The organism is Streptomyces sp. NBC_01460 (genome assembly GCF_036227405.1).
Lineage (GTDB): Bacteria > Actinomycetota > Actinomycetes > Streptomycetales > Streptomycetaceae > Streptomyces.
In genome coordinates, this window is the sequence record NZ_CP109473.1 from 2,317,146 (window position 1) to 2,331,266 (window position 14,121).

General features: G+C 71.1%; 13 protein-coding genes. 6 read left to right on the forward strand and 7 right to left on the reverse strand.

Translation table 11 applies throughout. The features are described from left to right. Window positions 1-533 precede the first annotated feature (533 nt). Together OG488_RS10310 and OG488_RS10315 are read left to right on the forward strand one after the other, a co-directional pair. A complete protein-coding gene (locus OG488_RS10310) occupies window positions 534-2,423 on the forward strand; it encodes a hypothetical protein (RefSeq protein WP_329228014.1) in 1,890 nt (629 codons plus the stop codon). Window positions 2,424-2,804: 381 nt separating this feature from the next. Then, window positions 2,805-3,908, forward strand: coding sequence for an SGNH/GDSL hydrolase family protein (locus tag OG488_RS10315; RefSeq protein ID WP_329228016.1), 1,104 nt, complete (start codon window positions 2,805-2,807; stop codon window positions 3,906-3,908). A gap of 328 nt (window positions 3,909-4,236) precedes the next feature. Here OG488_RS10315 and OG488_RS10320 read toward each other — a convergent pair whose 3' ends face one another. The 4 genes from OG488_RS10320 to OG488_RS10335 all read right to left on the reverse strand — a co-directional run bounded on the left by OG488_RS10320 (window position 4,237) and on the right by OG488_RS10335 (window position 7,187). Then, complete coding sequence (locus OG488_RS10320; protein ID WP_329228018.1) at window positions 4,237-4,482, reverse strand: hypothetical protein; 246 nt, start codon at window positions 4,480-4,482, stop codon at window positions 4,237-4,239. Window positions 4,483-4,543: 61 nt separating this feature from the next. Beyond that, complete coding sequence (locus tag OG488_RS10325) at window positions 4,544-5,503, reverse strand: hypothetical protein (RefSeq protein WP_329228020.1); 960 nt, start codon at window positions 5,501-5,503, stop codon at window positions 4,544-4,546. A gap of 16 nt (window positions 5,504-5,519) precedes the next feature. After that, on the reverse strand, window positions 5,520-6,467 hold the full coding sequence (locus OG488_RS10330; RefSeq protein WP_329228022.1) for a helix-turn-helix domain-containing protein: 948 nt from the start codon (window positions 6,465-6,467) through the stop codon (window positions 5,520-5,522). A 282-nt stretch (window positions 6,468-6,749) separates the two neighbouring features. Continuing rightward, window positions 6,750-7,187, reverse strand: coding sequence for an ATP-binding protein (locus OG488_RS10335; protein ID WP_329228024.1), 438 nt, complete (start codon window positions 7,185-7,187; stop codon window positions 6,750-6,752). A gap of 164 nt (window positions 7,188-7,351) precedes the next feature. Here OG488_RS10335 and OG488_RS10340 point away from each other — a divergent pair, with 164 nt between their 5' ends. Both OG488_RS10340 and OG488_RS10345 read left to right on the forward strand, forming a co-directional pair. Continuing rightward, the gene (locus OG488_RS10340; protein ID WP_329228026.1) at window positions 7,352-8,230 is read left to right on the forward strand and encodes a helix-turn-helix domain-containing protein; all 879 of its coding nucleotides are present in this window, start codon (window positions 7,352-7,354) and stop codon (window positions 8,228-8,230) included. After that, window positions 8,227-8,436: a DUF397 domain-containing protein gene (locus OG488_RS10345; protein WP_329228028.1), complete on the forward strand. Its 210-nt coding sequence runs from the start codon at window positions 8,227-8,229 to the stop codon at window positions 8,434-8,436. Before OG488_RS10340 ends, OG488_RS10345 begins: the two co-directional genes overlap by 4 nt. 43 nt (window positions 8,437-8,479) lie before the next feature. On the opposite strand, the gene OG488_RS10350 is transcribed toward OG488_RS10345, so the two are convergent. After that, window positions 8,480-9,391, reverse strand: a complete 912-nt coding sequence (locus tag OG488_RS10350) for a LysR family transcriptional regulator (protein WP_329228029.1) — start codon at window positions 9,389-9,391, stop codon at window positions 8,480-8,482. A gap of 70 nt (window positions 9,392-9,461) precedes the next feature. Between OG488_RS10350 and OG488_RS10355 the strand changes: the two genes are divergently transcribed. After that, window positions 9,462-10,391: an NAD-dependent epimerase/dehydratase family protein gene (locus OG488_RS10355; protein ID WP_329228030.1), complete on the forward strand. Its 930-nt coding sequence runs from the start codon at window positions 9,462-9,464 to the stop codon at window positions 10,389-10,391. A 14-nt stretch (window positions 10,392-10,405) separates the two neighbouring features. Then, window positions 10,406-11,290, forward strand: coding sequence for an aldo/keto reductase (locus tag OG488_RS10360; protein WP_329228032.1), 885 nt, complete (start codon window positions 10,406-10,408; stop codon window positions 11,288-11,290). A gap of 81 nt (window positions 11,291-11,371) precedes the next feature. Here the strand turns inward: OG488_RS10360 and OG488_RS10365 are convergent, their stop codons facing one another. Together OG488_RS10365 and OG488_RS10370 are read right to left on the reverse strand one after the other, a co-directional pair. Next, window positions 11,372-12,430: a LacI family DNA-binding transcriptional regulator gene (locus tag OG488_RS10365; RefSeq protein WP_329228033.1), complete on the reverse strand. Its 1,059-nt coding sequence runs from the start codon at window positions 12,428-12,430 to the stop codon at window positions 11,372-11,374. Then, a complete protein-coding gene (locus OG488_RS10370; protein ID WP_329228034.1) occupies window positions 12,415-14,091 on the reverse strand; it encodes a glycoside hydrolase family 13 protein in 1,677 nt (558 codons plus the stop codon). The genes OG488_RS10365 and OG488_RS10370 overlap by 16 nt, the downstream gene beginning before the upstream one ends. Between the last annotated feature and the right edge of the window lie 30 nt (window positions 14,092-14,121).

The window sequence follows — 14,121 nt, forward strand, 5'->3', positions numbered from 1 at the left end:
GCAGCAGACCGTACGAGCCTGACCTGCCCCGGTCAACCCCCTGGACACGACGCGATCACACCCCGCTCACATCGACGAAATCTCGGAGATTTCTTCCTGCAAGGACTTACGCAAGATATTGCGGGGCTGTTAAGTTCATCCCGACTCCGGCCCGGCCGGCCGGGGGGCCGCACACCGGACCCCACGCGCCCGGCCGGCCGGGCCGGTCACGCCGAGGAGAGGCCCCGACGTCGCCTCCCCGCCGGCCCAATCCTGGGCCGACCTCGGGGCCTCTCCCGCGCGTGGCGGACCCGCGCACGCGCTGCGCGCGGCTGCGTCGCGGCCCCTGCCCCTGCCCCTGCCCCTGGTTCAGCCGACTCCGGAAGCCGCACCCCTCGATGGCACGATGACCGTGGGGAAGCCGTTTCGCCGAGGGCACGGGGGCATGAGTGGCAGACAGGGCGCTTGAGGCACTGGACGATATGCCGTGGGAGCGGCTTGAGGCGGCGCTCGGGCATGCCCCCGCCACGGAGTTGCGGCGCGCCCTGCGGGGTTTGGCGGGCAAAGGTGCGGCGGCGACCGAGGAGGACTGCGATCCGCTGTGGGCATGCGTCGGGCTGGGCACCGGACGCGTGACCTCCGTCGCGACCGCCGCGCTGCCGTTCGTCGTTGCCCTCGCCGGCGATCGGGACATGGGCGCCCGGACCACGCTGGTTCAACTGCTGACGGGCCTGTCCGAGGCGGCCGCCTCGGCCGGGGAGGAGCGCGTGGACGCGGGGTGGCCCGGGGCATGGCGTCGCCATCGGCCCAGGCTCCTGGCGCTGCTCGCGGACTGCCTGCCCGAGGTGCGAAGAGAGGCCCTGCCTCTCGCGGAGGGCGTCGGCGTGCTGCTGGAGCGGTGGCATGCCGAGACTGACCCGACGGTGCGGCTGCCCGTACTGCTCGCGCTGGGGACCGCCGCGGCAGGCTCTGCCGACGCCGGGAGGGTGGACCAGGTGCGAGCAGTGGCGGCCGAGGTGCTGCGGACCGGTGATCCCGTCATGCGGGTCGCGGCTGTGCACGCCTGGGCAGCGTTCGACCCCCGGGTGCCGGTCCGTGAGCTGGACCTGCTGGTGGAGGTCCTGTCCGACCCGTCCGTGCGTCCGCGGTTCGAGGCGGTCTGGTACCTGCCGGACATCGAGGACGCCTTCACCCGTGAGGATGTCGTCTCCTGGGCGGCCCACCTGCTCGAAGGTGCACCGCAGACGGCGCTCACCTTCGTCGTCCGGCTCATCGACGCGGCGCGTCGGACCGGGGACACCTTGCTGTGCCGCGCCGCGCTGGACGAGGCGTGGCAGCTGCTGGTGGTCCGGCCGTCCGCGGCAGCCGCGCTGCTGCCGCGCGCGGGCGCGTTGCTCGCCGACCCGGACGACGGCGTGCGGTACCGGGCGGCCCACCTGCTCGCGGCGCTGGGTGCGCAGGCGGCTCCCTACGCGGACGCGCTGGCCGCGCTCCTCGACGACCCGGGCGAGGCCGGGTTCTTCGAGGGCACTGTGGGCGACCACGCACGGTGGGCGCTGACCCGCATCGGCGACCCGCGCGCCCTGCCGAAGCTGGTCGCGCGGCTGTACGCGCCGTACGAGGGCCAGTACTCCCGCGGATACTGCCTGGGTGAACCGCACCTGCCGGAGGTGGAGGACGTCCTGACCCCGTTGGGGGCGTACGCGGAGAACCTCTTGCCCGAGGTGCGGCGGCTGCTCCGCGACGAGGGTGTGGGCGGCTCACTGACCTGCCCCTTCCTGCGCGTACTCCAGGCATGGGGGCCGGCCGCGGCACCCGCGCTGCCGGAGGTGGTGGCCCTGCTGGGCGACACCCGGTACTCGCTGTACGCAGTCGACGCGCTGGTGGCCATGGGGCCGGCCGCGGCTTCCAGCGAACCCGCCGTGCGCCGGTGCACGGTCCTCGACTCCCCCGGCAACCACCACAAGGTGGCATGGGCCGCCTGGCGCTTGGGCGGGGACCGCGACGCGGCGCTGCGGCTGATCGGCGAGGCGGTGCTGACCGAGGAGGAGCCGTTCTACCGTGCCCTGGTCCGGTTCGGCGATTTCGGGCCGGCGGCCGCACCGTACGCCGACCGGGTGCGGCATGTCATGGAACACGGTGACACCTGGACGCGGCTGCAGGCGGCAGTCGCGCTCTGGTCGATCACGGGCGAGCCGGAACCGAGCGTGACCGTCCTGGAGGAGTACCTCCCTCCCCTCGCCCACGGTGACGACCACTACGGCGACTTCCTGGACGCACTGCGTGCCCTCGCCCGGATCGGCACCATCTCCCCAGCGGCGCGGGCGGTCCTGCGTACGGTGCAGGGATCGGACCGGAGGTTGGCGACATATCGCGACTACCGGGCGATACTCCAGGACGAGGAGATCCGGTCCGCGATCGACGACGTCCTCGCCCTACCGTGACGACCGGCAGGCGGGCACGCCCCTCACATGCGGACATGGCCATGGGGCAAGCACATAGGCGTAGTTCCCTCGGCCTCGCCGCAGCCCTCTGCTGCTACGAGCGACTCAGCCGACTCGCCCCGTAGGGCACGGTCTTGGTGTCAGCTGGAGTCGGGCGGCAATGCACCGAGAACGGCCGCGAGACCATGCGGGTCGCGGCGGGCGATGTTGTGACCAAGGAGGAGTCGGCGCGCGCCGACCAAGACCCGACGCGCAAGTCGTCGGGACCGAGCACCTGTTGATCACTTCCTTCCCTTAAACCGGTTGACACTCAGGGGTGGAATATCGGACGTTCAGCCCGGACCCACTGACGCGCCACAGGGACGGAGAGATGGCTCGCAGATGACTTTCAGCGGAGGGAAGCCGAAGCCCGGCCGCGGGACGCGCCCGGCCGCGCCTGCCACGGTGGACGGCGGCTCGCGGTACGAGCTGAGGCGACCGGTCCCCGTGAAGGGCGTCTCGGAGCAATTTCACATCGCAGGGCGGGTCAAGGACCTGGGGAAGACGGTGCAGTTCAGCTGGCCCGGGGTGTACTTCGAGGGCCGCTTCCGCGGGACCGGCCTCGGGGTGGTGCTCGACTGCGCGGCCGCCGACTACGACGTCCAGGTCGACGGGGCCACCGTCGCCACGCTGGTCACACCCGGCGACACCACGCACTGGATCAACGGCCTGCGGGACGGCGAGCACACGGTCCGGGTCGTCAAGCGCAACGACTCCTCGGGGGACACCAGCACGTTCGGAGGCTTCGTCGCCGCGCCCGGGGGCGCCGTACTGAGCAAGCCGGCGCCACGTGACCGCCAGATCGAGTTCATCGGGGACTCCATCACCGTGGGCTACGGCAATGTCTCGGGCACCCGCGACTGCGATCCGGAGCAGGTCAAGCGCAACACCAACACCGACCTGAGCCACGGCGCCCTCACCGCCCGGCAGCTGAAAGCCGATTACCAGATCAACGGTCTCTCCGGCCTCGGCATGGTGCGCAACGTCGCCGGCATCGTCCCGGACATCACGTACCGGACCTACTACGACCGCGCCCTGCTGAACGTGGACGACGACGTCTGGCAGAACCCGGGGACGTGGCGCCCCCAGATCGTGGTGGTCAACCTCGGCTCCAACGACTTCACCGACCTCACCCCCGGTGAACCGTGGACGCCCGTCAGCCTGGCGGCCGCCTACCGGACCGCCTACGGCGAATTCCTCGGGAAACTACGGACGCGCTACGGTGCCGACACCATCCTCGTGGCCGTCGGCTTCGACAGGAACGCCGAGCATGTGCGGCAGGTGGTCGAGGCGTGCAACGACGGCGGCGACAGCGGGGTCCACTACTGGTTCCTCGATCAGTCGGGCCTGGACTTCCTCGGATGTGACGGGCACACCTCAGCTCACGATGACCGGGTGATCGCCGACCGGCTTGCCACGTTCCTCCGCAGCCTGGCGGGATGGTAAGGGACATGGCCACCCGTTAACCGTGCCGGGGGCTGCCCACCGGCCATCAGGAAGACCCCCCTCGCCTCACACCGAGATCATCACGGGGTGGGTGCAGCGGGTGCTCGTATCCGGTGTCGCCTACAAGCTGGGCACCTCGGACGGTGAGCCTCAGGGGCTGTTGAAGGCCGGCCGGCTCTCGCCCTGAACATGTCCGAAACTCCCGCCGACCGCGAGGAGAGCGAGTTCGGGGATCCGCTGAACAAGATCTGGTCGGCGTGCGTCCTGGCTGCGCGAGGCCCGTGACCACGCCGCCGCGCTGCTGGTCCGACGACGGGGCGGGCTCGGCTCACCGGCCTGCGGGGGGCTCCTCGGCGAAGATCTCTTCGGCGGTGGCGCCCTGGACGGCACGCACCAACCACTGACGTCGGAGCTCGGGGTCACCGCAGGCGGTGACCCTCTCGCGAACGGCGTCGGTGACGTCGATACCGAGCGTGCCGAGAGCGATCAGGACGCCCTCGGCACGGCCTTGGGCGCGGCCTTCTTCCCGGATCTCCTCGGAGAGGGGCGAGATGTAGAAGGAGAGATCGGCCACCAGGTTCCTCCACTTGGTGTGCGCGCAGGGCCGTTGCCGGTGCGCAAGCGCGTCGGATCGGCTACTGGCCGATGGGCGTCTCTTCGTCGAAGATTTCGTCAGAGGTGGTGACGGACGCCGCGCGAATCAACCATCGGCGGAGCACTTCCGGGTCCCCACAGGTGGTGACCTTCTCGCGAGTGGCGTGGGTGATCTCGATACCGCGTGCACCCAGAATGACCAGGATGGCCTCGGCCTGCCCCTGTGCGCGGCCCTCGATGCGGCCTTCGACACGGCCTTCCACACGGCCCTCGGCACGGCCCTTGACACGACCTTCGACGCGGCCCTCGTCCCGGATCTCTTCGGAGAGCGGCGAGGTGTAGAAGGAGAGATCCACGGCCACCAGGTTCCTCCACTGTTGGGCGGCCGGGCGGTTGCCCAGGCCTTGTGCGATGAGTTCGACGAGGGGTTCGACACGTACGTCCGGTGTCTCGCGCAGTGCGAGTGACATCGTCTTCAGTATGGCACCGACGTCCGGATTGTCAGCGTGTGTGATGGCCGAGAGCGTCGCGAGTGCGAGGTCCTTCCGGGCCTCCGCCACGTTCGTGATGACGGGCATGTTGTGGGGGCCGGCCACCAGGGGGCGGGCGGTCACGGTCGGCCACTGGGGCAGGCCGATGGTGATGGGCCGGGCTGCCCACGCGGCGGTCGCGTGGTCCTGGCAGATCACCAGGAGCAGGACGGGGAGCCGGTACTTGTTGTTGAGGTAGGTGACGTAGTAGGGCCAGCTGGCTGTCTTGCCCGGGTCCTTCTTGCCCTGGGCTTCGACGACGAGGAGGAAGGGCCCGTCGTCCTGTGTCTCGATGCGCAGAAGGGTGTCGACGCGCCGTTCGAGCGGCTCGGTCGCGGTGAGGTCGACGGTCAGGGGCTCTGCTGATTCCAGAGGAGGCAGGTCGAGCCCGAGGACGTCCGAGAGCCGGGAGAAGAGGCCCGGGTCCTCTTGAAAGATGCGGTGCATCGCTTCGTGCGGTGCGCTGACCATGGGGTTCCGTTCGGGATCAGGCGGCTGTGGGCAGGTATGTACGGCATTCACGGCAGTGGCCGGGGTGCCGCGAGCGGAAGGCCCGGTCGCAGCGGTCGCAGTTCTGGAGCGGGATGACGATCACGTGCGGGCGTGCGGCCTCCAGCTCGCGCATGCCGGGGAGCGGGGGCGGCAGCAGCGTGGTGATCCGGTGCCGCAGGAGCTTGGCGGGGTGTCTCAGCGGTACGGGCAGGTCGGTGGTGAGAGCGCGTCGGAGGGTGTCCGGATGCGCGTCGCGTTCGAGCCAGGCGGCGACCCCGGGAACGAGGGCGCTGATGTCAGCCTCGGACAGGCTGAGTTGAGGTGCGTGGCGGCGCAGGTCGGCGAGGATCGCGGCGGCGGCGCGCTGGAGCTCGGGGGTGAGCGCGTGGGGCTGCGGCAAGGGCGGAGGTGGTGCCGTACGGGCTGTGGGCGCCGGTACGAGAACTGCGGCGGGCTGCGGGACGCACGCGGGCGTCGGTTGCGGAGCTGGCGACGGCGATGCGCATTCCTGTGACGGAGGAGGCGGTACGGGCGATGGGGGCCTGGCCGTGGCGCGCGCGGGCCGAGGCGGCGGTGGCGTAGCAGTGGCGGCGTCCGCGCCCGGCTGGTTGCACGAGACCGTGCGCGTCACGATGCGCCCGTCGGCGAGGCGCACGCGGCTGCGGTGCAGGTAACCAGCCGCTTCCAACTCCCGCAGGGCGGCGGCGATGCGGGTCTCGCTCTCCGGGAAGCGTTCGGCGAGGCGTTTGATGCCGACCTTCGCTCCGGCCGGCAGCGACTGGATGTGCACGGCCAGGCCGACCGCGACGAGGGACAGGCCCCGGTGCTGGGCGAGGTGGTTGCCGATGACGGTGAAGCCTGCGGTGTGCCGGACGTTGTGGTGGATCACGCCGGATACAGCGGCCTGGGCGCACGGTGGCGCGGTAATCTGCTGGGTATCCATCGGGAAGGGTCTGACTTCCTCGTTGGTCAGGCCCTCGATCGGGATTCCAGTCCCGTCGGGGGCCGTCGCATTTCTGTGGTGGTCGGGGCGAGCATATGCCCGACAACACCTGCCAAATCCAGCTGAGTTGCCTTATGTCACCCGAGCGAGTGACGAAGCATGCATGGGGGCGGGTTGGGTGGGGAAGGGTCATTTCCCTGATTCTTTAAAGGCTTTTAGACATCGCGGGGCACCGCGTCACGGCTCACCGGGTCGTGGGTATCCACGACCCGGTGGCGGTGGTCACGGGGCGAGATCCAGTTCGGCCCAGACCGTCTTGCGCGGGACGGGCCCGGGATCGACACCCCAGCGGTCCGCGAGCGCCCCGACGATCAGCAGGCCGCGCCCCGACTCCGCGTCATAGGCGGGCAGATCGACGGTCCCGGGCACGGGAGGCAGCCGTTCACCCCGGGCGTCCGTCACCTCGATCCGGAGAACCGCGTCACGGAGGACCGCGAGGCGCAGCCGGAAGTCCCGGCCCGGCACACGACCGTGCAGGACGGCGTTCGTGGCCAGCTCGGCCACGATGTGCCCGGCAGGCCCCGTGGGCAGCCCCCAGTCCCCCAGGTGCGCGGTGGTGAGCAGGCGGGCGAGCCTGGCTCCACGGCGGGTGGACGAGAGCAGCACGGTGAACTGCCGGGTCAGAACGGAATGTTCGGTTCGGGTGATTTCTTGGGTCACGTCACTCAGCGTGGCCTTTTTTGCTTACCGTGAGGAGTGGCAGCACGGTTACGTACGGTGATTGTCCAGTCCTTGTCCAGTGCTGTCCCGGCTGTCCGGGGTGCCCCGCCGGGGACGACAGAGGTTGATGCAGGAACGGCAGGCGCGTCGGAAGTGGGGCACGGATGAGCGTGGATGAGGCCGGCACGGTGCGCGGGCACGACGGTGCGGACGAGCCCGGCTGGGAGGTCGATCCGGACGACGAGTCGGGCGTCGCCATGGCCACCATGGTGGGCCGCCAGATCAAGGCCTGGCGGGAGGCGGCAGGCATGCGGGCCGGTGAGTTCGGAGCCGCGATCGGGTACGGGGAGGACCTGGTCTACAAGGTGGAAGGCGGTCGTCGCATCCCCCGGCCGGAGTTCCTGGACAGGGCGGACGAGGTCCTCGGAGCGGGCGGCAAGATCGCGATGCTGAAACGGGAGTTGGCGGAGGTCCGGTACCCGAAGAAGGTGCGGGAGCTGGCGAAGCTGGAGGCCCAGGCTGTCGAGCTCCTGGCCTACGGAGACCACAACTTGCACGGACTGCTTCAGACCGCCGAGTACGCGCGGGCGCTCTTCGAAATGCGACTGCCCGCGTACGAGCCGGATGCCATCGAGCAGGCCGTCGCCGCGCGGGTGGCCAGGCAGACGATCTTCGGACGAAGCCCATCCCCAGCGCTCAGTTTCGTGCAGGAGGAAGCAACGCTCAGGCGCCCGCTCGGGGGCACAATGGTTCTGCGTCGCCAGCTCGAACACCTGCTGTCGCTCAGCCAATTGCGACAGGTTTCCATCCAGGTCATGCCGATTGCCTGCGAGGAGCACGCCGGAATGCAGGGAGAGACCCAGGTGCTGAAGTTCAAGGACGGAACGGCTCTGGGACGCTCGGAGGGGGCGTTCAACGGAAGAGCGGTGTCCGATCCGAAACAGCTTCGAATCCTTGAGCTGCGGTATGGCATGATCCGGGCCCAGGCTCTCACCCCTCGGGAGTCGCTGGCCTTCATCGAGCAACTTCTTGGAGAGACATGATCAGCGAGCTGCACACCGAGGGTGTTCACGGACCCAAGTGGTTCAAAAGCAGCTACAGCAGCAACAGCAGCGAGGCCGACTGCGTCGAGGTGGCGGCCTCGCCTGCCGCTGTGCAGGTCCGCGACTCCAAGAACACCCCCGGCCCCCTCCTCGCCTTCACTCCCGCCACGTGGGAAGCCTTCGTGACGTACGCCTCCGGGAGCTGACCGGCGCACTCCACCACCGCCACCGGCACGTGGGCCCCGTTCCTCACATGACTGGCTGGCGAGACGTCACCTGCTCGCGGAGCGCCTCGATCAACGTCGTGACGTGCGGGTGGTCGCGACGGCCGAGCGTGGCGACGCCGATGTGGCGAGCCGGAGCAGGCGGCTCGATCGGGACGGCGTGCAGACCCGGCACCGGCGGGACGAGTGCGATGGAAGGGATCAGGGAGACTCCTATACCCGCGGCGACGAGCGAGCGGGCGAAGAAGTAGTCGGTGGTGGTCCCGCGCACCTCCGGTTCGAAGCCCGCGCGCTCGGCGTAACGGCGCAGGTACGCCTCCGTCTTCAGGCAGCCGAGCACCCAGGGCTCCGCTGCCAGCTCGGCGATCTCCAGCGTCCGGCGACCGGCGAGCCGGTGTCCCTCCGGCATGACGACGTGCAGGGGGTCCTCCAGGATGGGCGTCCACCGCAGGCCGGAGCCGGGCCCCGGACCGACGGGCAGCGGACCGTCGAAGTGGTAGGCGAGGGCGAGGTCCACGGCGCCCTGGCGGACGAGGGGCAAGGTGTCCTCGGGCTCGCCCTCCCTGACGTGGAGCACCGTGCTCGGATGGACCGCCGTGAGCCGGGGGAGAGCGCCGGGCAGCAGGTGCCTGCCGCCGCTGGTGAAGGTGGCGACGGTGAGCTGGACGCGGCCGGTGCTGAGCAGCTCGACCTGCTGCTTCGCCTGTTCGAGCTCGGCGGCGACGGACTCGGCGGCCCCGACCATGATCTGCCCGGCCTGAGTGAGGGTCACCCCGCGCGTGCTGCGCGTCACGACCTGGGCACCGAGGCTGCGCTCCAACGCCGCCACGTGCTGGGAGACGGCGGACGGGGTCAGGCGGAGAGCTCCGGCGGCCCTGCTGAAACTGCCGTGGTCCGCCACCGCCCGCAGGACGCGGAGCCGCTGCACATCGATCAACAGTTTTCCTTACGACGCCGCCAGTAGGTCAGCACTTCTGCTGATGACGGTAGATCTCCAGGATGGGGGCATGCAAAGGATCTGCGTCATCGGCGGAAGCCGGTACTTCGGAAAGCTCCTGGTCGACCTCCTGCGGGCGGCCGGTCATCAGGTCACCGTGATCAATCGCGGTTCCGCCCGGCCGCCCGCCGGTGTCGAGCACCTCATCGCCGACCGGGACGACGAGGCCGCGCTCGTTGCCGCGCTCGGGTCCCGCACCTTCGACGCGGTCGTCGACCAGGTCTGCTACACCCCGGTGCAGGCCGCGATCGCCGCCCGCGCCTTCGCCGGCCGTACCCGGCGCTACGTCATGACGTCCACGATCGAGGTCTACGACCCCGGGACCGCCGCACTGCCGGCCGTGCCGACGGGTACGCCGGTGCCGGAGGAGAACGTGGACCCCCGCGCCTGGCAGGTGGCCATGGACCTGCCCTGGCACGACGAGGCGTACCTGGAGGCGCACTACGCCGAGGGCAAGCGCCAGGCGGAGGCCGTCCTCACCCGGGACGGCAGCTTCCCGTACGTCTCCGTGCGCAGCGCGCACGTGCTCGGCGGCGGCGCGCAGGAGTTCACCGGCCGGCTGGCGCACTACACCGAGCGCATCGGCCGGGGCGAAGAGATCACCGTGCACGCGAAGACGCTGCCGACGGTGTTCATCCACTACGAGGAACTGGCGGACCTGCTGGTGTGGGCGACCACCGCCACCGACTTCACCGGTCCGGTCAACGCCTGCTCCGACGGCCTGCTCGACGTGCGTGAACTGGCTTCGGTCGTCGCCGCGCAGACCGGCCGCACGCCCGTCCACCGGACCGTCGCGGCGGGCGGAGCGGCTTCACCGTTCTCCTTCGACCGCCACTACGCCATGAGCAACACCCGGGCGAAGGAACTGGGCTTCGTCTTCTCCCACGTCGACGACTGGCTGCCCGGGGCCGTCGCCGAGACCGCCGCAGTCACGGCGTGAGGAGCCGGACCGCCATGGAGTATCGCAGCATCGCCGGCACCGCCGTCAGCGCCATCGGCCTGGGTGCCATGCCCCTGTCCATCGAGAACCGCCCGGACGAGGCGCGGGCCATCGCCACCGTCCACGCCGCCCTCGACGCCGGAGTCACGCTCATCGACACCGCCGACAGCTATCACTGGCACGCCGGCGAGGTGGGCCACAACGAGCTGTTGATCGCCCGGGCCCTGGCCCGCTACGGCGGCGACACCTCCGGTGTGCTGATCGCCACCAAGGGCGGCCGTGGCAGGCCCGGAGACGGCAGCTGGACCGTCACCGCCACCCCGGCCCACCTCAAGCGGGCAGCGGAAGCCTCCGCCAAGCGCCTGGGGGTCGAGGCCGTCGGCCTGTACCAACTTCACAAGCCGGACCCGGCCGTGCCCTGGGCGGAGTCCGTCGGCGCACTGCGTGACCTGCTCGACGCGGGCACGATCCGCGCCGCCGGCATCTCGAACGTGACCACGGGGCAGATCCGCCAGGCGCACCGGATCCTCGGCGACGGGCTCGTCTCGGTACAGAACCGGTACTCGCCTGCCGTCCGCGACAGCGAGCCCGAACTGCGGCTGAGCACAGAGCTGGGCCTGGCGTTCCTGCCCTGGAGCCCCCTCGGCGGCATCTCCCGCAGCTCCCTCGACGGCCCCTCCGGCCCGACCTCCACCGGGACCGCCTTCCAGCGCGTCGCGGCGGGGCGCGGCGTGAGCCCGCAGCGGATCACCCTGGCCTGGCTACTGAGCCGCTCCCCCGCGGTGATCCCGGTGCCGGGAGCCAGTCGTCCGGCATCCGTCCGGGACTCGGCGCGGGCCACACAGCTCACGCTGAGCCCGGTGGAACTGGCGCAGCTCGAGGACGAGCTGCCGGGCTGAGCCGGCGGTCCGGCCGGACACGCGAAGCGGGGCCGGGTCCCCCCTCCGGACCCGGCCCCGCTCACACCCTCACGCACCCGTTCAGATGCCGCGTACCGCCGCGGTCGAGCCCCGTACCACCAGCTCCGGCTGGAACACGTACTCCGTGCGCTGCACGGGGCTTCCCGCGATCTCCTCCAGCAGTGCCCCCACCGCCGCCGCCGCCATCGCCTGCACCGGCTGGCGCACCGTGGTCAGGGGCGGGTCGGTGAAGGCGATGAGCTGCGAGTCGTCGAAGCCGACGACGGAGACGTCGCGCGGGACGTCGAACCCTCTCCCCCGCGCCGCCCGGACCACTCCGAGCGCCATCAGGTCGCTGCCGCAGACGATGCCGGTGCAGCCCGCGTCGAGCAGTGCGCCCGCCGCGACCTGACCGCCCTCGACGCTGAACAGCGTGGAGCACACCAGCAGTTCGGCTTCCTCGCGGTCCATGCCGAGCAGCGAGACCGCCGCGTCGACGAAGCCCTCACGCTTGCGCCGGGAGGGCACGTAGCGCTGCGGCCCGATCGCCAGGCCGATCCGCCGGTGGCCGAGCTCCGCGAGGTGGCTGACGGCCATGCGCACGGCGGCCTGGTCGTCGGGTGAGACGAACGGGGCACTGATGCGCTCGTTGTAGCCGTTGATCAGCACGAACGGTACGCCGCGTTCGGTGAGCGCGGCGTAGCGCGCCGGATCGGCCGAGGTGTCGGCGTGGAGCCCGGACAGGAACACGATGCCGCCCACGCCGCGCTCGACGAGCTGTTCGACCAGTTCGTCCTCGGTGGCGCCGCCGGGCAGCTGGGTGCAGAGCACGGGTGTGTAGCCGTGCCCCGCGAGCACCTGCTCCACGGACTGCGCGAACGCCGGGAAGATCGGGTTGACGAGTTCGGGCGTCACCAGTCCGATCAGCCCGGCGCTGCGCTGCCGCAGCCGTACGGGACGTTCGTAGCCGAGGACGTCGAGCGCCGCGAGCACCCGCTGACGCGTGGTGCCCGCGACGCCCGGCTTCCCGTTGAGCACCCGGCTGACGGTGGCCTCGCTGACCGCGGCCTGACCGGCGATGTCGGAGAGCCGCAGCGCCGGTCCGGTCCTGGGGGCGGGGACGGTCACACCGTCCACCACACCGTGGTGTCGGCGGGCAGCTCGACGGTGTCGCCCTCGACGGTCACCGGGGCGCTGGCCAGCAGCAGGGTGCCGGGGACGGCGACGCGCACGGGCGCGCCCGTGGTGTTGACGGTGCAGACGAAGCCGTGGCGGCCGAGGGCGAGCACGCCCTCGGGGGCGTCCAGCCACTCGACGTCCGTGCCGGCGCCGAGCCCCGGGTGCTCGCGGCGGGCCGCGATGGCGGCGCGGTACAGCTCCAGCGTGGAGCCCTCGGTGCCGGTCTGCGCCTCGACGGACAGCGCGCCCCAGCTGTCGGGCTGCGGCAGCCAGCTGCCGCCGGTGCCGAAGCCGTACGAGCTGCCCTCGCGGGTCCACGGGATCGGCACGCGGCAGCCGTCGCGGAAGCCGTCCTGGCCCTCGGCGCGGAAGAACGACGGGTCCTGGCGGACCTCGTCGGGCAGGTCGGTGACGTCGGGCAGGCCGAGCTCCTCGCCCTGGTAGACGTAGGCGGAGCCGGGCAGGGCCAGCATCAGCAGGGTGGCCGCGCGGGCCCTGCGCAGACCGAGCTCGCCGTCGCCGGGGGTGCGGATCTGGGTGCCCAGGCCCGGCGGGTTGGCGAAGCGGGTGGTGTGCCGGGTGACGTCGTGGTTGGAGAGCACCCAGGTGGTGGGGGCGCCCACCGGACGCATCGCGTCGAGCGAGGAGTCGATGACGGCGCGGAGCTCGGCGGCGTCCCAGGCGGTCGACAGGTACTGGAAGTTGAAGGCCTGGTGCATCTCGTCGGGGCGCACGTAGTTGGCGGTGCGCTCGACGGTGGGGGTCCACGCCTCGGCGACGGCGATGCGCTCGCCGGGGTACTCGTCGAGGATGGTGCGCCAGCTGCGGTAGATCGCGTGCACACCGTCCTGGTCGAAGAACGGCATGACATCGTTGCCCAGCAGCTTCAGCTGGTCGTGCGACCCGAGGTCCGGCAGACCCTCCGCCTTGACGAGCCCGTGGGCGACGTCGACACGGAAGCCGTCGACGCCCATGTCGAGCCAGAAGCGCAGGATGGAACGGAACTCGTCGGCGACGGCCGGGTGCTCCCAGTTGAAGTCGGGCTGCTCGGGCGCGAAGAGGTGCAGGTACCACTCCCCGGGGGTGCCGTCCGGGTCGGTGGTCCGGGTCCAGGCGGGGCCGCCGAAGATGGACTCCCAGTCGTTGGGAGGGAGTTCGCCGTCGGTGCCCTTGCCGGGCCGGAAGTGGTAGCGCTCGCGCAGGGCCGATCCGGGGCCCTCGGCGAGGGCGCGCTTGAACCACTCGTGCTGGTCGGACGAGTGGTTGGGCACCAGGTCGACGATGATGCGCAGCCCCAAACCGTGGGCCTCGCGGATCAGCGCGTCGGCGTCGAGGAGCGTGCCGAACATCGGGTCGATCGCCCGGTAGTCGGCGACGTCGTAGCCGGCATCGGCCTGCGGGGAGGCGTAGAAGGGGCTGAGCCAGACGGCGTCGACGCCGAGGTCCCGGAGGTACGGGAGCCGGGCGGTGACGCCCGCGAGGTCGCCCATGCCGTCGCCGTTGCCGTCGGCGAAGCTCCGCGGATAGACCTGGTAGATCACCGCGTCCTGCCACCAGCCGGTGCGGTGGCCCGGGGCGCCGTCGGACGTGCCGGTGGAGGGGGCAGCGAGGTGCTGGGTCATGTCGTCCCTGGGGTGTCTGGGAGGGAGCGG